General features: G+C 62.3%; 20 protein-coding genes. 7 read left to right on the top strand and 13 right to left on the bottom strand.

Annotated features, from left to right (window positions below):
* Positions 1-10 precede the first annotated feature (10 nt).
* A complete protein-coding gene (gene purN / locus FEV51_RS04140) occupies positions 11-976 on the bottom strand; it encodes a phosphoribosylglycinamide formyltransferase (RefSeq protein ID WP_138616122.1) in 966 nt (321 codons plus the stop codon).
* Complete coding sequence (purM, locus tag FEV51_RS04135) at positions 969-2,066, bottom strand: phosphoribosylformylglycinamidine cyclo-ligase (protein ID WP_138616121.1); 1,098 nt, start codon at positions 2,064-2,066, stop codon at positions 969-971. Before purM ends, purN begins: the two co-directional genes overlap by 8 nt.
* Positions 2,067-2,221: 155 nt before the next feature.
* Here purM and FEV51_RS04130 point away from each other — a divergent pair, with 155 nt between their 5' ends.
* Genes FEV51_RS04130 through FEV51_RS04115 form a run of 4 tightly spaced genes read left to right on the top strand, consistent with a single transcriptional unit; the run spans position 2,222 to position 5,111 of the window.
* The gene (locus FEV51_RS04130) at positions 2,222-3,412 is read left to right on the top strand and encodes a heavy-metal-associated domain-containing protein (RefSeq protein WP_246034424.1); all 1,191 of its coding nucleotides are present in this window, start codon (positions 2,222-2,224) and stop codon (positions 3,410-3,412) included.
* A gap of 16 nt (positions 3,413-3,428) precedes the next feature.
* Positions 3,429-4,040, top strand: coding sequence for a P-loop NTPase family protein (locus tag FEV51_RS04125; RefSeq protein ID WP_138616117.1), 612 nt, complete (start codon positions 3,429-3,431; stop codon positions 4,038-4,040).
* Between the two features lie 28 nt (positions 4,041-4,068).
* Positions 4,069-4,758 (top strand): serine O-acetyltransferase EpsC, encoded by a 690-nt coding sequence (epsC, locus tag FEV51_RS04120; protein WP_138616115.1) that lies wholly within the window; start codon positions 4,069-4,071, stop codon positions 4,756-4,758.
* The gene (locus tag FEV51_RS04115; protein WP_138616113.1) at positions 4,758-5,111 is read left to right on the top strand and encodes a DUF2794 domain-containing protein; all 354 of its coding nucleotides are present in this window, start codon (positions 4,758-4,760) and stop codon (positions 5,109-5,111) included. The genes epsC and FEV51_RS04115 overlap by 1 nt, the downstream gene beginning before the upstream one ends.
* A 105-nt stretch (positions 5,112-5,216) precedes the next feature.
* On the opposite strand, the gene FEV51_RS04110 is transcribed toward FEV51_RS04115, so the two are convergent.
* Both FEV51_RS04110 and FEV51_RS04105 read right to left on the bottom strand, forming a co-directional pair.
* Positions 5,217-6,152, bottom strand: a complete 936-nt coding sequence (locus tag FEV51_RS04110) for an SDR family NAD(P)-dependent oxidoreductase (protein ID WP_138616111.1) — start codon at positions 6,150-6,152, stop codon at positions 5,217-5,219.
* Between the two features lie 116 nt (positions 6,153-6,268).
* Positions 6,269-6,937, bottom strand: coding sequence for an HAD-IA family hydrolase (locus FEV51_RS04105; protein WP_138616109.1), 669 nt, complete (start codon positions 6,935-6,937; stop codon positions 6,269-6,271).
* A 62-nt stretch (positions 6,938-6,999) separates the two neighbouring features.
* Between FEV51_RS04105 and glmU the strand changes: the two genes are divergently transcribed.
* From glmU to FEV51_RS04090, 3 genes are all read left to right on the top strand, one after another.
* A complete protein-coding gene (glmU, locus tag FEV51_RS04100; protein ID WP_138616107.1) occupies positions 7,000-8,382 on the top strand; it encodes a bifunctional UDP-N-acetylglucosamine diphosphorylase/glucosamine-1-phosphate N-acetyltransferase GlmU in 1,383 nt (460 codons plus the stop codon).
* 68 nt (positions 8,383-8,450) lie between these two features.
* Positions 8,451-8,648, top strand: coding sequence for a hypothetical protein (locus FEV51_RS04095; RefSeq protein ID WP_342773727.1), 198 nt, complete (start codon positions 8,451-8,453; stop codon positions 8,646-8,648).
* 65 nt (positions 8,649-8,713) lie between these two features.
* Positions 8,714-9,337, top strand: coding sequence for an SOUL family heme-binding protein (locus FEV51_RS04090; RefSeq protein ID WP_138616103.1), 624 nt, complete (start codon positions 8,714-8,716; stop codon positions 9,335-9,337).
* Positions 9,338-9,367: 30 nt separating this feature from the next.
* Here FEV51_RS04090 and FEV51_RS04085 read toward each other — a convergent pair whose 3' ends face one another.
* The 9 genes from FEV51_RS04085 to FEV51_RS04045 form a co-directional block, all read right to left on the bottom strand.
* On the bottom strand, positions 9,368-9,607 hold the full coding sequence (locus FEV51_RS04085; RefSeq protein WP_138616101.1) for a hypothetical protein: 240 nt from the start codon (positions 9,605-9,607) through the stop codon (positions 9,368-9,370).
* Between the two features lie 114 nt (positions 9,608-9,721).
* Positions 9,722-11,836 carry a prolyl oligopeptidase family serine peptidase gene (locus tag FEV51_RS04080; protein WP_342773726.1) on the bottom strand — a complete coding sequence of 705 codons (2,115 nt, stop codon included), beginning with the start codon at positions 11,834-11,836 and terminating at the stop codon, positions 9,722-9,724.
* Positions 11,837-11,940: 104 nt separating this feature from the next.
* Positions 11,941-13,404 carry an ArnT family glycosyltransferase gene (locus tag FEV51_RS04075; RefSeq protein ID WP_171033027.1) on the bottom strand — a complete coding sequence of 488 codons (1,464 nt, stop codon included), beginning with the start codon at positions 13,402-13,404 and terminating at the stop codon, positions 11,941-11,943.
* Positions 13,405-13,546: 142 nt separating this feature from the next.
* Entirely contained in the window at positions 13,547-13,804 is a 258-nt protein-coding gene (locus FEV51_RS04070) for an ATP synthase F1 subunit epsilon (RefSeq protein WP_138616098.1), read from the bottom strand.
* A 4-nt stretch (positions 13,805-13,808) separates the two neighbouring features.
* On the bottom strand, positions 13,809-15,266 hold the full coding sequence (gene atpD / locus FEV51_RS04065) for a F0F1 ATP synthase subunit beta (protein ID WP_138616096.1): 1,458 nt from the start codon (positions 15,264-15,266) through the stop codon (positions 13,809-13,811).
* A gap of 20 nt (positions 15,267-15,286) precedes the next feature.
* Positions 15,287-15,634: a hypothetical protein gene (locus FEV51_RS04060; protein ID WP_246034423.1), complete on the bottom strand. Its 348-nt coding sequence runs from the start codon at positions 15,632-15,634 to the stop codon at positions 15,287-15,289.
* A 49-nt stretch (positions 15,635-15,683) separates the two neighbouring features.
* On the bottom strand, positions 15,684-16,559 hold the full coding sequence (locus FEV51_RS04055) for a F0F1 ATP synthase subunit gamma (RefSeq protein ID WP_138616092.1): 876 nt from the start codon (positions 16,557-16,559) through the stop codon (positions 15,684-15,686).
* 27 nt (positions 16,560-16,586) lie between these two features.
* Positions 16,587-18,116: a F0F1 ATP synthase subunit alpha gene (gene atpA, locus FEV51_RS04050; protein ID WP_138616090.1), complete on the bottom strand. Its 1,530-nt coding sequence runs from the start codon at positions 18,114-18,116 to the stop codon at positions 16,587-16,589.
* 27 nt (positions 18,117-18,143) lie between these two features.
* The gene (locus FEV51_RS04045) at positions 18,144-18,698 is read right to left on the bottom strand and encodes a F0F1 ATP synthase subunit delta (protein WP_138616088.1); all 555 of its coding nucleotides are present in this window, start codon (positions 18,696-18,698) and stop codon (positions 18,144-18,146) included.
* Positions 18,699-18,737 lie beyond the last annotated feature (39 nt).

The raw sequence follows: 18,737 nt of genomic DNA, 5'->3' as shown, positions 1-18,737 counted from the left end.
GAAGCTGCCGTCAGAACCGGTCGACGGCATCCATCAGCTTGGTCGCGCTTTTGGGCGCGACCTGACGCCAGCTGCGCCCTAGCCATTCCGCCACATGGTCCCAGTCCAGTCCGGGGCGGTTGAGGATCACGCCTATCCACCCGCTGGCGCCGTAATAGGCGGGCTTGAAATAGGTTTGCGGCTGCGCTTCGACCAGATTCTCCAGTTCGTCCATTCCGCCGGTTTTCACCAGCACAGCAATATGTTCGCTGCCGTGATGCTGATCGAGGAAATGGGCGAAATACTTTCCCGACTTGACCGCGCCGACCCGGAAACCGGGTGATCCGTGGCTGTCGCGTTCGTGCGTTTTCGGCAGCGCCAGCGCTAGCTCTTTCACGCGCTCAAGCAGATAATCGGGATCATTCGCGCGCGATACGTAATCGGCGAGCACGCGCGGATAGAGCTGATGTTCGGCAAAGCGGACGCGCGGTGCCAGAGTTTCGGCGTCGTCGTCCGGCAGGACGGCCACTGCGATCTGGCCCAGCGATTCGCCTGCATCGAGGTCTTCGGTGACCAGATGCACTGTGGTGCCCGCATGGCTGTCACCCGCCGTAATCGCGCGGTTGTACGTGTCGAGGCCAGGGTATTTGGGCAGCAGCGAAGGATGGATGTTGAGCATCAGCCCCTCCCACCGGGCCACAAATTCGGGTGTCAGGATGCGCATATATCCGGCCAGCGCGATAAAGCCCGCATTGGCTTCCTGCGCGGCGTTTTCCATCGCTGCATCATGATCGGCGCGAGACATGCCGCGATGCGCCAGAGCAAAGGTCGCGATGCCTTCGGCCTGCGCCAGCGCCAACCCTTCGGCCTGTGGGTCATTGGCAGCGACCAGCACGATCTCATACGGGCAATCGGGCAGGCGGCTGGCATAGAGCAGCGCGGCCATATTCGTCCCCTTGCCGGAGATGAAAACCGCAACGCGCGCCTTGTCAGCCAAGGTGGACCGCCTCCCAGTCCTCGCGCGCCGACCATGTGCCAGCCGATCCGCGCACAGTGCAGCCCTTGTCGCCTTCAGCGATGCGGCCAATCGTCAGCACAGTCTCACCAGCATCCTCGAGTCGGCCGCGGACGGTTTCGACCTTGTCCGGTGTAACCGCCAGCACCATGCCGACGCCGCAATTGAAGGTGCGCGCCATTTCTTCCGGTTCGATCTGGCCCTGCGCCTGCAGGAAGGCCATCAGGCGCGGCTGGTCCCAGTCATCGGCGTCAACCTGCGCATGGGCGCCCTGGGGCAGGACACGCGGGATATTCTCCAGCAAGCCGCCGCCAGTGATATGCGCCAGCGCATCGATCAACCCTTCGCGGACCAGCGGCAGCAGACTGGCCACATAGATTCGCGTTGGTTCGGCCAAAGTGTCGATCAACAGCCGCTCGGGATCAAAAATCGCCGGACGGTCCATTTTCCAGAATTTGTCTTCGGCCAGCCGCCGGACCAGCGAATAGCCGTTCGAATGCACACCCGAACTGGCCAGACCCAGCAGCACATGACCCGGGGCCACGCGCTCCCCCGTCAGCTGTTCGCCGCGCTCGACTGCGCCCACGCAAAAGCCCGCCAGATCGTAATCATCGGCGGCATACATGCCCGGCATTTCGGCCGTTTCGCCGCCGATCAGCGCGCATCCGGCCAGCTTGCAGCCTTCCGCAATGCCCGCGATCACCCGCTCCGCGACACCATTCTCCAGCTTGCCAGTTGCGAAATAGTCGAGGAAAAACAGCGGTTCTGCGCCCTGAACGATCAGATCGTTGACGCACATGGCGACCAGATCGATGCCCACCGTGTCATGCCGGTCGTAATCAATGGCCAGCTTCAGCTTGGTGCCCACGCCATCATTGCCGGCGACCAGCAGCGGGTCTTTATAGCCCGCCGCCTTGGGATCGAAAAAGCCGCCGAAGCCGCCAATTTCGCCATCGGCTCCGGGCCGCATGGTGGCTTTGACCAGCGGGCCGATTGCCTTGACCAGACGGTTGCCCGCCTCGATCGAAACACCGGCCTGCGCGTATGTATAGGGGGTTGTGTTCGAGCTCATCCTACCCGCCTTACGCATTCGCGCTTGGATTTCCAGAAGGCTTTGGGCAAAAGGCCCGCAGTTTCCCCATGCGACATTCGCTTCCCCTCCCGGCTTGGCCCCGTCCCGCGCTCGTTTTTGGCGCCCTGCTACTGCTATGCGCGGCGGGATTCGCGGTGTGGGCGCAGATTTCCGGAGAGCGCGGAATTGCCGCCGTTGCCGCCACCAACGATATTCAGGTGGGTGGCATCGAAGTCGATATTCACGGCGATACCGGCGAAGAGGCGCGGCAGGAAGGCTGGGTCGAGGCGCAGCGCAAGGCGTGGGAAAAAATCAAAGGCCCCAAACTCTCCGATTCGCAGCTGACCTCGATGGTTTCGGCCATCGTGATCGAGCGTGAGCGGATGGGACCGAAGCGGTATATCGCCACACTGGGCGTGGTGTTCGATCGCACCCGCGCCTCGCGCTATCTGGGCAGCGAGGGCCAGGCGACCCGGTCTGCACCGATGTTGCTGGTGCCCGTGACATTCACGGCCGGAAGCCAGCTGGTCTATGAACAGCGCAATCCCTGGCAGAGCGCCTGGGCGCAGTACCAGCCGGGGACCAGCCGCATCAATTATGTCCGCCCTTCTGGCGCGGGTGGCGATTCGATTCTGGTGACCTATGGCCAGACCGGACGGCGCAGCCGCACATGGTGGCGCAATGTGCTGGACCAGTTTGGCGCGGCTGACGTGCTGGTGGCGATTGCCAACCTTGAATACAGCTATCCCGGCGGGCCGGTAGAGGGGCGCTTCACCGCGCGTTACGGGCCGGACAACAACTACCTCGGCAGCTTCACGATGAAAGCCGCCGACCCTGAACAGATTCCCGCCATGATGACCAGGGCGGTCACACGTTTGAATGGCATTTTCGAAGCCGCTCTGGCGGATGGCACATTGCGGCCCGATCCCACGCTCAATATCGGCACGCCCGATCTCTCGCCTGCCGTTGCGCAGCTGATCGCGCAGGGCCGGGCAGAACAAGCGCGTCAGCGGGCCGAGGCGGCGCAGCGTGACAATCCGGCGCCGACCACAACCACCAGCGAACCCGCCGCCACGCCGACCCCCACCGCCACTCAGGCACCCGCAGCAGCCACCAGCTATACGGTGCAATTTGCAAGTCCTGATGGCGCGGCAGTCGATGCGGCGATTGCGGGTGTGCGCGGTGCAGCAGGGGTGCGCAGCGCGGCCACCAGCAGCCTGGCAATCGGCGGCACGTCGGTCATGCGGGTCAGCTATGCCGGCTCGCTGGAAGACCTTGCCGGGGCCTTACGGGCACGCGGCTTTACCGTTCGTCAGGCAGCGGGCGGGCTGTCGATCAGTCGCTGAGCGGCGGAGCAGCGCCATGTCGCAACTCGCACTGCCCCTTGGTCATTCCGGCCCGGACCATCCCGAAACCATTGTGATCGGCACAGGCAACCAGGCAGTTGCCGATGCCCTGACCGCGCCTGAAAGCTGGCCGTTCCGCACCGCAGTGCTGACCGGGCCGCCGCGTTCAGGCAAGTCGCTGCTGGCGCATTGGTTCGCCGTGCAGGGCAAGGGCGAGGTTATCGACGGCGCGGACAGCGGTGATGAAACCGCCCTGTTCCACCGCTGGAACCGCGCGCAGGAGGATGACCGGCCCCTGTTGCTGGTGATCGACAAGGCACCGTGGACCATCGCTCTGCCCGATCTGGCAAGCCGTATGGGTGCAGCATTGCAGCTGGAAATCGGCGCGCCAGATGATGCTATGGCGGGCGATCTGATCCGCAGCCATGCCGCCGCGCGCGGGCTGGTGCTGGGCGACGGTGCACCTGCCTATCTGGTGCCGCGGATGGAGCGCAGCTATCCCGCAATCGAGCGTATTGTGGCCGAGATCGACCGGCTAAGCCTTGAACGCAAGGCCCCTGCGACCCTATCTCTATGGCGCGACGCACTGGATGCGGTGCAGGGGCCCGAGCAGGGCCGCTTGCTTTGATGCGCGCTTGGTGGAAGGATCGCCGCACATGCTCGAAAAGCTGATAGCCTATCTGGATTCAATCCACGCCCGTGATCCCGCCCCCCGGTCGCGCTGGGAGATATTGCTGTATCCCGGCGTGTGGGCGCTGGTCTATCACCGGGCGGCGCACTGGCTGTTCGAGGCGGATCTGTTTTTCCTGGCGCGCATGGTCAATCACTGGAGCCGGATGGTCACAGCAATCGACATCCATCCAGGGGCCAAGATCGGGAAGAACTTCTTCATCGATCACGGCTTTTCAGTGATCGGCGAAACGGCGGAGATTGGCGACGATGTCACCATCTACCAATGCGTTACGCTGGGCGGAACCAATCCCACCAATGGCGTGGGCGGCAAACGTCATCCCACAATTGGCGACAATGTGATCATCGGATCGGGCGCTCAGGTGATCGGGCCGATTACGGTCGGGCCGCGCGCGCGGATCGGGGCCAATGCGGTGGTGACCGACGATGTGACCGAAGGCGCGACGATGATCGGGCTAAAGGCGCGCAGCACGCTGGTGCCTGCCGAACAATGGCTCAAGGAATTCCTCCCCTACGGCACGCCCTGCGACGATCCGTGTGCGCCCAGCCGCGATTGTCTGGAAAAGCTTGAGGCCGAAATGCAGGCCCTGCGTGCCGAGGTTGCCGAATTGCGCGGCACCAGCCTGCCTGCGCAGCGGAGCGGCACGGTCGACTGATGGCGGGATTGCAAGGCGAAACGATTGTCGCCTTTCCCGGTCGCCGGCCCTTGCAGGTCGCCTTCACGCGCATCGAACTCAACCGGATACTCGACCTCTATGGCCGGATGGTCGCCGCCGGTCAGTGGCGCGATTATGCGATGGATTTCACCCGCGATTGCGCCAGCTTTGCCGCCTTTCGCCGCGCTGCGGAACGACCGCAGAGCCTGATCGAGAAGCGACCTGCCCTTCGCGGCAAGCAGGGGATGTGGACGCTGTATGGCGAACATGGCCAGGTGCTGAAACGCGGGCATGAACTGACCGGCGTGATGGCCCCGATAGAGCGGCGACTGCTCAAGGCGGTTGGCGACTAGGCCTAGGACGCACAAAAAAGGCCCGCACCGAAGTGCGAGCCTTTTTCGTTTTGCTATCCGTCCGCGTCAGGCGGTGACTGGCAACAGTCTTGCTGCAGAAAGGGCTTAGCCGCGCGCGCTGGAGGGTGCGGCATCCTTGCCGAGCACCTTCTGCATAGCGGTCAGGATCGCGCCCGACTGCTCCGAACCCGAATTGGGTGCGCGCAGATTGTTCTGGGCCGAAATCTCTTCCCAGTTCGCCGCGAAGCCTTCAACCGTGCGCTCTTCTTCCTTGAGCCAGACCGCGTCGTTCATCATCACCCATGCCGAGTGATACCCGCCCGCACCCGCGCCGACGATGGCATTGGTGGGCGAATCTTCGCTGACCAGGAACAGCGCGGCGGGGACCACATTGACCGGATCGAACAGCTTGAACGCTTCTTCGGGGAACAGGTCTTCGGTCATCCGCGTGCCCGCAACCGGGCTGAGCGTGTTGACGCGGATATTGTATTTCGCACCTTCGAGTTGCAGCGTCTTGGTCAGACCCGCCAGACCCAGCTTGGCCGCGCCGTAATTGGCCTGGCCGAAATTGCCGAACAGGCCAGTGCTGCTGGCGGTCATCAGGATGCGGCCATAGGCTTGTTCGCGCATGGTTTCCCAGCATGCCTTGGTGGCGAAGGCCGATCCGGTGAGGTGGACCTTGAGCACGAATTCAAAATCTTCGGGGCTCATCTTGGCATAGGTCTTGTCGCGCAGCACGCCGGCATTGTTGATCAGGATGTGCACGCCGCCCCATTTCTGCTTGGCGTCGGCAACCATCTTTTCCATCTGGTCATATTCGGTAACGGACGAGCCATTGCTCATCGCGGTGCCGCCAGCGGCTTCGATTTCCTCGACGACTTTCAGCGCCGCGTCGGAATGGCCCGTGCCATCGCGCGTTCCGCCCAGATCGTTGACGACAACCTTGGCGCCGCGTTTCGCCAGTTCGAGCGCATATTCACGGCCCAGACCGCCGCCAGCGCCCGTGACGATGGCAACTTTGTCCTTGAAATCGATGGTCATGGCGGGTTCCTCTTTCGTTTACGTAAGGGTCAATCGGCGCGTGGAGTGGCACTTTCTTTTCGCACTTGCAACACCGCCTGCGGTGCGCCGCCATGCCGTAAGGGCAGGGCGAAAGATCAGAGCGTTTCGAGCGCCGTGATCAGCTGGTCCAGCGAATCAATCGCGGCATCTGCGCCAAGCTCCTGCGCGCTCTGGTCGCAATAGCCATAGCACGCCGCGACCACCGGCACCCGCGCCGCGCGCGCCGCCTTCATATCGTAAGAACTGTCACCCACGAAAGCGAGACTGCCGCCGCCGCATGCCTGCTGGACATGCCAGATCAGATCGGGTGCAGGCTTGGCGCGGCCCTTGCCCAGCGAATCCCCGCCAACGATGATTTGGAAATGCTGGTCCAGCCCCAGCGCGGCGAGCACGCCCTTGGCGAAGTTTTCGAACTTGTTGGTGACCACGGCCAGCTTCACCCCGCGGCCCGCCAATGCCTCCAGCATCGCGACTGCGCCGGGGTAGGGGCTCGTGTGAACGGCGTAATTCTCTCCATAATAGGCCAGCATCGCCTTGTAGAGCGTGTGGAATCGGTCATCGTCCAGCCCGCCCTGATCATCGATCGCGCGGCGCAGCATGACCTTGGCACCGCCGCCGATAAGATCGGTCGCGGTTTCCAGCGGGAAAGACGCAAACCCGCCCAGCGTCAGCGCATGGTTCACCGCCGTGCCCAGATCCCGGTGCGTTTCCAGCAGTGTGCCATCCAGGTCGAATGCGACAATATCGAAAGGAAAATCAGCCATCGGGGCCACGCGTGGCGGATGGTTCTTCAAACCGCAAGCAATTGGTGGCATGGCCCTTTACCATGACCAGTCAGCCCCCCATCAGCACGCGCGAATTCGCCGCCATCATCCTTGCCGCCGGCAAGGGCACCCGTCTGAACAGCGGGGTGCACAAGGTGCTGCACCCGGTCGCCGGACGGCCCATCATCGAACATTTGCTGGCATCTGTAGAGGCGCTGGCCCCCACGCGCACCATCGTGATCGTCGGTGACGAACGCGAACAGGTGGAACGCCAGGTCAGCGCGCGCGCCGAATGCGTGGTGCAGGAACCGCAGCTGGGCACCGGCCATGCGGTGGCACAAGCCAAGGCCGCGCTGGCGGGCTTTACCGGCGATGTGCTGATGCTGCTGGGCGATGCGCCCTTTATCAAGACCCAGACCATGCAGGATATGCTGGTCCGCCTGCGCGAACCGGATGCCCCCGCTGTGGTGGTGCTGGGGTTCGAGCCGGACGATGCGCTGCAATATGGCCGCGTGATCACCCATGCCGACAACACCATTGAAAAGATGGTCGAGTTTAAGGATGCCAACGAGGCCGAACGCGCCAGCCGCCTGTGCAATTCGGGCTTGATGGCCGCGCGTGCTGAGGATCTGTTCGACCTGCTGGACCGGCTCGACAATGACAACACGCAGGGCGAATATTACCTCCCCGATATCGTCAACGTGGCGGTCAGGGACGGGCGCACCTGCGCCGCCGTGCGCACCGACCACCCCGAGGAAGTTGCAGGCATAAATTCGCGCACAGAACTAGCCCGCGCAGAGGCGCAGTGGCAGGATCTGAAGCGGACCGAGGCGATGGAATCGGGTGTCACGCTCAAGGCGCCGGCCACAGTCTTCTTCAGCTGGGACACCAGTTTGGCCAATGATGTGACAGTCGAACCCAACGTCGTGTTCGGTCCCGGCGTTACTGTCGCCACTGGCGCACGGATCCGGGCGTTCAGCCATCTCGAAGGCGCCAGCGTTGGCGAAGGCTGCGTGGTCGGCCCCTATGCCCGCCTGCGCCCCGGCGCGGTGATGGAGAGAGGCAGCAGGGTCGGCAATTTCGTTGAAATGAAGCAGGCGGTTCTGGGCGAGGGTGCCAAGGCCAGCCATTTGACCTATCTGGGCGATGCCGAAATCGGCGCTGGCGCGAACATCGGCGCAGGCACGATCACCTGCAATTACGATGGCTATTTCAAGCACAAGACGGTGATTGGCGAACGCGCATTCATCGGCTCGAACAGCGCGCTGATCGCCCCGGTAAAGATCGGCGCGGACGCCATCGTCGCCGCGGGCAGCGCGGTCAGCCGCGATGTCGCAGACGGCGAACTGCGCATGGTCCGTGCGGAACAATTGGTGAAACCAGGCTGGGCCGACCGCTTCCATGACGCGATGAAAAAGAAACAGGCCGAGGAGCAGAAGGGCTGACTGAGACAAGCCTGATCTGCTGGCTGTGCGAACGGCCGCTGGGCAGCCGCAGCCAGCAGCACCATCTGGTGCCCAAGGCCAAGAAAGGCCGCGTTACTGTGGCGCTGCATCCGATTTGCCACCAGACGATCCATGCGAATCTCAGCAATGCCGAACTGGCGCGCTTTGGCGATCATCGCGTGCGGCTGCTGGAAAATCCAGCAATCGCAACGTTTCTGGTCTGGATTGCCGATAAGCCGCCGGATTTCTATGCGCCGACCCGGTAAATGGCGGACTATGCGAACTCCCACGCGGGGGATCGCTTGATTGATCACACGCATCAGGAGCAGGCATGAAAATCTGGAAAATAGTCGCAGCGGGTCTGGGCCTGGTGGCAGTTGGCGGCGCGGCGGCATTTGCACAATATCGTTCGGGCACCGAGCAGCCTGATTACGAGACCCTCGCCAGCGAAGATGCCTTCGAACTGCGCGCCTATCCCCCGTTGATCGTGGCCGAGGTTACGCATACCGGCGATCGGCGGCGAGCGCTCAATGCCGGCTTTCGCACTTTGGCTTCCTATATTTTCGCGCAGGACCGTCCGGGCGCGGAAATCGCGATGACTTCTCCCGTGATTCAGGACGAGCCGATCGCTATGACCTCTCCCGTCCTTCAGGATGGCAGCCAGAACGGATCTTGGCGCACGCGCTTCGTCATGTCGGCCAAATATACCTTGGATACGCTGCCCGAAGCACCCGAGTATATCACGCTGACCACCATGCCCGCGCGGAAGGTGGCGGCGGTGCGTTTTAACGGCACTGGCTCAAGCAATGACCTTGAGGAACGGGAGGCCGCCCTGCGCGCATGGATTGCCAGCCGCGATCTGAAGCCCGACGGGCCGGCAGAATTCGCATTTTATGACGCACCAATGGTGCCGCCGCCGCTGCGCCGCAATGAAGTGCTGGTTCCGGTCAGATAATGGACCGTGCCTTACTGGCATCACATTTGTTCAGGCCAGAAATTCGCCGCCGACTTCGCCCATCGATGCCCAGCGCACCGCGATCTTGTGCGTTTCGCCGCCATAACTGAGCTGGTAGTCCGCGCCGACTGGCACAGCGCCCGCGACTTTGATGCGGAAGCCTTCTTTCGATACGTCAATGATGGTGCACGCCATATCGTCCGCGCCAGAGCGGCGCAGAATCGCCGCCTCGTTCACAGCAATGCGCGGTTTATGGGTCGGTTTTATCATGTGCGCATTTCCATCTTTGTAATTTGGCTAATGCCATTATCCGGCTGATGTAATGCGAAATTTTGCTTTAGCAAGAATTAAGGGCGCGGGACGTAAATCCCGCACCCTTGATCCTTAATCCATCAGCCGCTGCATGAGATAGATATACTGCAACGCCTGCAATTTTGCGCGCTGTTCATTGTCGACGCCGCCCGAATGACCGCCGGTCATGTCTTCGAAATAATAATAGGGCTGGCCCAGCTCAGCCAATTTTGCCACCGCCTTGCGTGCGTGTGCGGGGTGGGTGCGGTCATCGGCGGTCGAGGCGACGAAGAACGGTGCCGGGAAGTCCTTGCCAGCCACCAGTTTCTGATAGGGCGAATAGGGTTCGATCCAGGCACGCTGTTCGGCAATCCGGGGGTCGCCATATTCGCCGACCCAGGATGCTCCGCGTCCGATGAGGTGATAGCGCAGCATGTCGAACAGCGGGATCTGCACCACCGCTGCGTTGAACAGATCGGGGCGCTGGGTGAAGGCAGTGCCCACCAGCAGGCCGCCCTGGCTCCCGCCCATGATGCCCAGATGTTCGGCACTGGTCAGATTGCGTTGTTTCAGATCGTCGGCAACGGCGATGAAATCGTCCCAGGTCCGCTGCTTGTTCTCGCGGATTGCAGTCTGGTGCCAATTGGGCCCAAATTCACCGCCGCCGCGAAGATTGGCGAGCACATAGGCACCGCCGCGTTCGAGCCACAGCTTGCCGGTCGAGCCGAGATAGGACGGCAGGCGCGGGACTTGAAAGCCGCCGTAACCGCCCAGCAGGGTCGGCGTGCTGCCATCCATTTTCATGCCTGCCGGTTTTACCACGAAATAGGGGATTTTGGTCCCGTCAGCACTCGTGGCTTCATATTGCTCAACCGCCATGCCTTCGGGCACGAAATTGGCGGGCGCGGTCTTGAGCACTTCGATAGTGCCCTTTTCACCGTCGAGGAAATGGAGGCTGGAGGGATTGAGGAAATCGGTGACCGAGAACATCACATCGTCACGTTCATCCGATGATGCGGCGATCCCGATGGTGGCGTTGGCGGGCAGCGGCACGGATGCCTGCGTCCAGCCGCCGGGGCCATGATCAAATTTCACCACCTTGCCGCGCACATTGTCGAGCAGGGTGACGTAAAGGCTGTCCGAAGTGATTGTCGCGCCCTGCTTGGTCTGGCGGTCGCCCGGTGCCCAGACCAGCGTCTTGGCCGCGCCATTGGGATCGGCTTTCCACGCTGCCAGATCAACGCCAATCAGCGCATCGGCAGGGAAGGTCTGGCCGCCAGTGGTCCAGTCCTCGTCAATCGAATAGAGCAGTTGGCCATCAACGATGCCCGAGGGCGAGGATTTGGCGGGCAGGTCCAGCTTGACCCATGCGCCATCCTTCCACACCGCATATTCGCGTTCGTGGAAGGACACGCCGCGATACGCCACGCGCGCATGGACCGTACCAGTGCCGTCGCGCAGCAGATAGACGCCCGACGATACATCCGTGGGGTCGCCGCGGAAAATCTCCGGCGCGTCTGCAATCGCACTGCCGCGTGTCCAGACGCGCGCGGTGAAGGGATATTCGCTTTCGGTCAGCGTGCCTTCGCCAAAATCGCGCCCTACGATCAGCGTATCGGCATCAAGCCATGACACGCCGCCCTGGCTTTCGGGCAGTGTGAACCCGCCATCGACAAATTGCCGCGTCTGCATATCAAACTCACGCAGCACGGTGGCGTCCTTGCCACCATCCGACAGCGCGATCATGCAATGGCGCAGTTCGGGCGCCAGGCAGCTCGATCCCTTATAGACCCATTCGCGCCCCTCGGCCTCGGCCAAAGCATCGACATCGAGCACGGTTTCCCATTCGGGCGCATTGCTGCGATAGCTGGCGAGCGTGGTCTTGCGCACCAGCCCGCGCGGATTGTCCTTGTCCTGCCAGAAATTGTACAGCCCATCGGGGCGGATCGACACATAGGGAATACGGTCGTCGCTGTCATAGATCGCCAGCGCCTCGGCCTTGAGCGTTTCGAAGCGCGGGTCCTTGGCCAGCATGCCCAGCGTGCGTTCGTTCTGCTGGCCGACCCATTCCAGCGCCTTGTCGCTGCGGGCTTCTTCCAGCCAGATATAGGGATCCTGTTCGGGTCCGGGCACGCCATCATGCGCGGCGGCGGGGATGGTGGTCAGTGTCATGGCGGCAGCTACTGCCAGCATCGAGACAAGTTTCAACTTCGCTCTCCCAGTCTTTTTCGAATCTGGCGCACAGGATTGCCGCTATCGCGCGGAAAAGAAACCCCTATCCGCATCTGGCAGAGCTTTGCGGGCAATGCGCTTTATCTGACGCGCTGCCATGCCCGGATTGTGCGGGTGTGGATGGTGGCGGTGTGGAGCGGGCGGTAATGGGCGGCAATGGCTTGTTCGACCAGAGCCGACACCGCGCGGTTCTGCGGGGTAACAGGCGTATCGGCGGTGACAATCACCGGCGGCGCAGCGGCAAGGATGCGGCGCACCTCGCTGGCCTGAGAAATGCCCAGCGCCCCGTCTTCCAGCGCGTTGTTGAGATGGTCGGGATAAATATATCGCGTCGGCAGGCAACTGCGCGCGGCCAGATAGAGCGCGGCAGGGCCGTCATGCACCCACAGGCACTGTTGTGGGTCTGCGACGAGGGGCGCGATTGCTTGCGTCATACCAGCCAGAGCAGCGCGGTTCGCCTGCGCCTCGCGATAATCCTTCCACGGTGCGAGCAGCAACAGCACGGCCGCGCCGACCGCGATCAGCGGCAACACTCCGGCGCGCCCTCTGCGGTCGAGCAATGGCAGGGCCAGCAGGATCGTCGGCGGGACCAGCGCAGCGAAATAGTAGAGATAGACGGTGCCGGGCAGGAACACGGTCAGCGCAGCGGCCGCGAACCACAGCGCATACAGACGGTAAGTGCCGCGATCTTCGACTGGCCGGATCCGCCAATGCGCATAAAGCCCGGTGGCCGCCAGCACGAACAGCGGCAGCGCACCCGCCAGCAGGTCTGGCGACATCCGCCCCAATCCATCGCGCAGGAAAAAGCTTGCGAAATTGGCGAACCAGAAGGCGTCGAAACTGCCATTGGTCCAAAAGAGCAGCGCCACCAGCGCCTGAGGGACCAGACCCAGCGCGGCATAGGCAAGCGCGCGCGCTGCCAGCTGCAACGGGGACTCGCCCATGCCATGCTGACGCCACAGCGCCGCGACGCCAAACAGCAGGCATTGCGGGAGCACGGTGTATTTGACCTGCAAAGCCAGCCCGCCGATCAGCATCGCCGCAGCGGCACGCGCTGCAAACCGCCGGTCACCCGGCGCAAACACCAGCCACGCCATCGCCGCCATCAAGGGAACATGAAACGCCTCGCTCTGCCCCGAATGCGCGCCATAGAGCGCCATCATCACCGGATAGAGCGCTGCTGCACCGCAGGCAGTGACACGGTCGACCAGCTGCCGTGCCAGCAGATAGGTAAATCCCGCACCCGCCAGCGTGAACAGCACAGCGATCAGCTGGTAGCCAAGCGGGCTTGCCCCGGTGAGGTGATAGCCCGCAGCAATGATCGCAAACAGGCCGATGGGTTTGCGGTCCCACAATCCGGCATAGGGCAAATGGCCCTGCGCCAGATCGGCACCGATCAGCGCGTAAAGCTGCTCGTCCGTGCTGGCCAGCGCATCGCCGAACCAGATCAGACGGGTTGCCAGCGTTGCGAAAAGAATGACCGCGAAGGGCAGGGCCATCGCGCGCAGATTTGGGCCAATCGCTGCGCGCTGCTGTCCGCTCATTTGCATGCCCCCCATTCCAGCGCCCGAAACGCCTGCGTCCTTGCGCTTAGAATCGCTCAAGCGTGTTTGCGCAAGATGCTGAAACGAAAAAGGGCGACCACACGGGCCGCCCTTTTCCAATGGGTGGAGTCACGGCGCGGGATCAACCCTCGACATGCTCCGCCAGAACCGTGAGACCCGTCTCGCTCACCTCGGCAAAACCGCCGCGGATGTCGATGCTCTCGGGAACACCGCCCTCGGTCTTGTAGATCTGAACTGCGCCATCGCGGATGGTGGACATAAAGGGCGCATGGCCCTCGAGCACACCGAATTCGCCTTCCGCACCGGGGACGACCACCATGTGGACATCCTCGCTGCGGACCAGCTTGGCCGGGGTTACGAGTTCGAAGTGAAGGGGCATTGGCTTAAGCGTCCTCAGCCATCTTTTCGGCCTTGGCGACAGCCTGATCGATGCCGCCAACCATATAGAACGCGCTTTCCGGCAGGTGATCGTATTCGCCGTCGACGACAGCCTTGAACGATTTCACCGTATCTTCCAGCTGGACGAACACGCCGGGGATCGAGGTGAAGACCTCGGCCACGTGGAACGGCTGGCTGAGGAACTTCTGGATTTTGCGCGCGCGGGCCACGGTCAGCTTATCTTCTTCCGATAGCTCGTCCATGCCCAGAATGGCGATGATGTCCTGCAGGCTCTTGTACTTCTGCAGCGTTTCCTGAACGCGGCGAGCGGTCTCGTAATGCTCCTGACCCACAACGCGGGGCTCCAGCACGCGGCTGGTGGAATCGAGCGGATCAACCGCCGGGTAGATGCCCAGCTCCGAAATCGCGCGGTTCAGCGTGGTCGTTGCGTCCAAGTGGGCGAACGAGGTTGCCGGAGCCGGATCGGTAAGATCGTCGGCGGGAACGTAAATGGCCTGAACCGAGGTAATCGAACCCTTGGTGGTCGAGGTGATGCGTTCCTGAAGGTTGCCCATGTCCGTGGACAGTGTCGGCTGATAGCCCACCGCCGAAGGAATACGGCCCAGCAGCGCGGACACTTCCGAACCGGCCTGCGTGAAGCGGAAGATGTTGTCGACGAAGAACAGGACGTCCTGACCTTCCTCGTCACGGAAATATTCCGCCATCGTCAGACCCGACAGGGCCACACGGGCACGCGCGCCCGGAGGCTCGTTCATCTGGCCGAACACCAGCGCAACCTTGGACCCTTCCGAGATCGCTTCGCCAGCTTCGTTTTTGGCGATGACGCCGGCGTCGAGGAATTCGTGATAAAGGTCGTTACCTTCACGGGTGCGTTCACCCACGCCGGCGAAGACGGACACGCCGCCGTGACCCTTGGCGATGTTGTTGATCAGTTCCTGGATCAACACGGTCTTGCCCACACCGGCGCCGCCGAACAGGCCGATCTTGCCGCCCTTGGCATAGGGCGCGAGCAGGTCGATGACCTTGATGCCGGTGACCAGAATGGCCGCTTCGGTCGACTGGTCGACGAACAGCGGGGCCTCGGCATGGATCGGGTTGTGCATATCGGCACCAATCGGGCCGCGCTCGTCAATCGGCTCGCCGATGACGTTCATGATGCGGCCCAGCGTCTTGGGGCCAACCGGGACCGAAATCTGCTTGCCGGTGCTGATCACTTCCTGACCACGTGTGAGGCCTTCGGTCGCGTCCATCGCGATGGTGCGAACGGTGTTCTCACCAAGGTGCTGCGCGACTTCCAGGACCAGCGTGTTGTCGCCGTTCTTGGTTTCGAGCGCGGACAGAATCGCGGGCAGTTCAGCCGGGAAGGCAACGTCGACGACGGCGCCGATAACCTGCGAGATGGTGCCGTTGACGCTCTGGTTCATTTTGGGTGCGGTAGCCATGATATTATCCTGTGGGATTCTTATTTGTGATGTGTGCCGTGCTCGGCGCAGACGGCGTCGGCATCGGCCAGCGTCCAGGCGTCTTCGCCAGCTGTCAGTGTTGCCTTGTGGCGCAGGTAAGTGTCCTCACCCAGGCCGAATTCGCAGACAACGTCCTTCGAACCCATACCGGCGCGCTTGCACACCGCGGTGTTCACCTTTTCGGCCGAGGGGCAAGCTTCACCGAGCAGCGCGCTGAAGCTTGCCTGATTGGGAGCGGGCAGCGTCTTCACCGGCTCTGGCGTGGTGGTCGGCACCGGCTCGGGAGCGGGTTCCTGACCACAAGCGGCAAGGGCAAAGATCGGGAGGAGGAGGGTCAGTTTGTTCACGTGAGCTGTGTCCTGCTTGGAGTGCCTTCGCACCCGCGATTAATTGCTGTTACAGCGCTTCTGCGCCAGCGATGATTTCGATCAGTTCGGTGGTGATCGCGGCCTGACGGCTGCGGTTGTATTTGATCGTGAGCGCCTGGATCAGATCGCCGGCATTGCGCGTGGCATTGTCCATTGCGGTCATCGAAGCGCCCTGTTCGGAGGCTTCGCGTTCCAGCAGGCCGCCAAAGATCTGCGTCTTGACGTAACGCGGCAGCAGCTCTTCGAGAATTTCCTCCTCACCCGGCTCATATTCCACCACAGCGTCGCCGCCTGCGGTGCTGCCTGTTTCGGGCGCGGGGACCGGGATCAGCTGTGCAACCGTGGGATCCTGCACCAGCGCTGATTTGAAGATCGGCGAGACGAGGTGGGCGACATCGAAATCACCGGCTTCGAACATTGCGATCAGTTCGGACGCAACCGCTTCGGCTTCCTCGAAGCCCGGTGTGCGGACATTCGACGTGTCGAAATGCTTGCTGATGCGTTCGGGATATTCGCGCTTGATCGGCGCGCGGCCCTTCTTCCCCACGAGGTAGAAGCGCACGTCCTTGCCGTTTGCGATCAGTTCCTTCGCCTTGACCTTGGCGGCCTTGACGATGTTGGAATTGAGACCGCCGCACAGGCCCTTGTCGGTGTTGATCACCACCAGCAGATGGCGCTGGGTGGAACCGGTGCCGCGCAGCAGGATCGGGGCGCTGTCGCCACTAACCTTGCCGGCCAGGCTGGCCATGACTTCCGACAGCCGCGCCGCATAGGGGCGTGCCGCTTCAGCCGCAGCCTGCGCACGGCGCAGCTTAGCCGCTGCGACCATCTGTTTGGCCTTGGTGATCTTCTGAGTCGATTTTACCGACCCGATCCGATCCTTGAGTTCTTTGAGGCTAGCCATTTCGGCTCCCTTTGTGTCTCTTCAGGCTCAGGCGAACTGCTTGGCAAAGGTCTTGAGAGCCTCGACCGTGCGGTTCTTCACATCGTCTTCGAACTTGCCGCTGGTGCGGATGTCGGTGAGGACATCGCTGTGCTCCGAACGCATGAAGCTCAGCATCTGCTCTTCATATTCGGTGACGCGGTTGGTCGGAACGGCATCGAGATAGCCATTGGTACCGGCATAGATCGATACGGTCTGTTCCTCGAAAGGCATCGGGCTGTATTGCGCCTGCTTGAGCAGTTCGGTCAGTCGCGCACCGCGATTGAGCAGTTTCTGCGTCGAAGCATCCAGATCCGAACCGAACTGCGCAAACGCCGCCATTTCGCGGTACTGCGCAAGGTCGAGCTTCATCGAGCCGGAAACCTTCTTCATCGCCTTGGTCTGGGCGGCACCGCCCACACGGCTGACCGACAGGCCCACGTTAATGGCCGGACGGATGCCCTGATAGAACAGGTCGGTTTCGAGGAAGATCTGGCCGTCAGTGATCGAAATCACATTGGTCGGAATATAGGCGGACACGTCGCCAGCCTGCGTTTCGATGATCGGCAGAGCGGTCAGCGAACCGCCGCCGTTGGCCTTGCTCATCTTCGCTGCGCGTTCGAGCAGGCGAGAATGGAGATAGAACACGTCGCCCGGATAGGCTTCACGGCCCGGAGGACGACGCAGCAGCAGCGACATCTGGCGATAGGCCACAGCCTGCTTGGAAAGATCGTCATAAACGATCACGGCGTGCATGCCGTTGTCGCGGAAAAATTCGCCCATCGCGCAGCCGGTATAGGGTGCGAGATATTGCAGCGGAGCAGGCTCCGAAGCAGTGGCGGCGACCACGATGGTGTATTCCATCGCGCCGTTTTCTTCGAGCGCCTTGACGATCTGCGCCACGGTCGAACGCTTCTGGCCGATGGCGACGTAGATGCAATAAAGCTTCTTTTTCTCGTCGTCGCCCTGATGCGCTTCCTTCTGGTTGATGAAGGTGTCGATGGCGACAGCGGACTTGCCGGTCTGACGGTCACCGATGATCAGTTCGCGCTGGCCGCGGCCCACGGGGACCAGGGCGTCGATGGCCTTGAGGCCCGACTGCACAGGTTCGGAGACCGATTCGCGCGGGATAATGCCCGGTGCCTTCACTTCGACGCGGCTGCGCTGGTCCGATACGATCGGGCCCTTGCCGTCGATCGGATTGCCCAGAGCGTCAACCACACGGCCCAGCAGGCCCATGCCCACGGGCACGTCCACGATGGTGTTGGTACGCTTGACGCTGTCGCCTTCCTTGATCTCGGCGTCGGAGCCGAAGATCACCGCACCGACATTGTCGGCTTCCAGGTTCAAGGCCATGCCCTGAACACCGTTGGCGAATTCGATCATCTCGCCCGCCTGGACGTTGTCGAGGCCGTGAATGCGGGCGATGCCGTCACCCACGCTCAACACGGAACCGACTTCGCTGACTTCGGCTTGCGTGCCGAAATTGGCGATCTGGTCCTTGATGACCTTGGAGATTTCTGCGGCGCGGATATCCATTGTGCGTAGCTTCCTTTGGACCTGAGATCAGGCCTTCATAACCTGGGCGAGGGAATTGAGGCGGGTGCGGATCGAAGCGTCGATACGCTGCGATCCGATGGTGACGATCAGACCGCCCAGCAAATCCGGGTCGACCTGAGTTGAAATCTTGACGGTGCGGCCTTCGCGCTGCGTCAGCTTGGCTTTCAGCTGGTCCAGCTGCGTGTCGGTCAAGGCGTGCGCGCTGACCACTTCGGCAGTGACTTCGCCGCGTTGTGCGGCAGAGATCGCGCGGAAGGCGCGGATCATGGCGGGCAGGTCGCTCAGGCGGCGATTGTTCGCCAGCACGCCGACGAAATTCTGCGTCAGCTGCGACAGGCCGAGCAATTTGCCGACCGCATCCAGCGCCTGCCCCGATTCGCGGCGCGAAACCTTGGGGTTGTTGGTGACAGCCGTGAACTCAGCCGAATCGGCCAGTGCGGCGGCCAGCTTGTCGAGGTCCGATTCGACCGCCGAAACGGTCCCGTTCTCGGACGCCAGCTCGTATAGGGCAGAAGCGTAACGCCCTGCCAGGCTAGCCTGAATACCGGCGGAAATCTCCACGCGTCTCTCGTCCTCTCGGGTCCGGAAAATAACGATGCA

Origin of the sequence: Qipengyuania marisflavi, from assembly GCF_005884405.1 — a bacterium.
GTDB lineage: Bacteria > Pseudomonadota > Alphaproteobacteria > Sphingomonadales > Sphingomonadaceae > Qipengyuania > Qipengyuania marisflavi.
This window is presented reverse-complemented; position numbering and strand designations above follow the sequence as displayed.

Coding starts and splice junctions, on each gene's coding strand:
- FEV51_RS04055 (WP_138616092.1), bottom strand. CDS start 16,559: ATGGCTAGCCTCAAAGAACTCAAGGATCGGATCGGGTCGGTAAAATCG.
- epsC (WP_138616115.1), top strand. CDS start 4,069: ATGCTCGAAAAGCTGATAGCCTATCTGGATTCAATCCACGCCCGTGAT.
- atpD (WP_138616096.1), bottom strand. CDS start 15,266: ATGGCTACCGCACCCAAAATGAACCAGAGCGTCAACGGCACCATCTCG.
- FEV51_RS04085 (WP_138616101.1), bottom strand. CDS start 9,607: ATGATAAAACCGACCCATAAACCGCGCATTGCTGTGAACGAGGCGGCG.
- FEV51_RS04115 (WP_138616113.1), top strand. CDS start 4,758: ATGGCGGGATTGCAAGGCGAAACGATTGTCGCCTTTCCCGGTCGCCGG.
- atpA (WP_138616090.1), bottom strand. CDS start 18,116: ATGGATATCCGCGCCGCAGAAATCTCCAAGGTCATCAAGGACCAGATC.
- glmU (WP_138616107.1), top strand. CDS start 7,000: ATGACCAGTCAGCCCCCCATCAGCACGCGCGAATTCGCCGCCATCATC.
- FEV51_RS04105 (WP_138616109.1), bottom strand. CDS start 6,937: ATGGCTGATTTTCCTTTCGATATTGTCGCATTCGACCTGGATGGCACA.
- purM (WP_138616121.1), bottom strand. CDS start 2,066: ATGAGCTCGAACACAACCCCCTATACATACGCGCAGGCCGGTGTTTCG.
- FEV51_RS04125 (WP_138616117.1), top strand. CDS start 3,429: ATGTCGCAACTCGCACTGCCCCTTGGTCATTCCGGCCCGGACCATCCC.
- FEV51_RS04110 (WP_138616111.1), bottom strand. CDS start 6,152: ATGACCATCGATTTCAAGGACAAAGTTGCCATCGTCACGGGCGCTGGC.
- FEV51_RS04075 (WP_171033027.1), bottom strand. CDS start 13,404: ATGAGCGGACAGCAGCGCGCAGCGATTGGCCCAAATCTGCGCGCGATG.
- FEV51_RS04070 (WP_138616098.1), bottom strand. CDS start 13,804: ATGCCCCTTCACTTCGAACTCGTAACCCCGGCCAAGCTGGTCCGCAGC.
- FEV51_RS04090 (WP_138616103.1), top strand. CDS start 8,714: ATGAAAATCTGGAAAATAGTCGCAGCGGGTCTGGGCCTGGTGGCAGTT.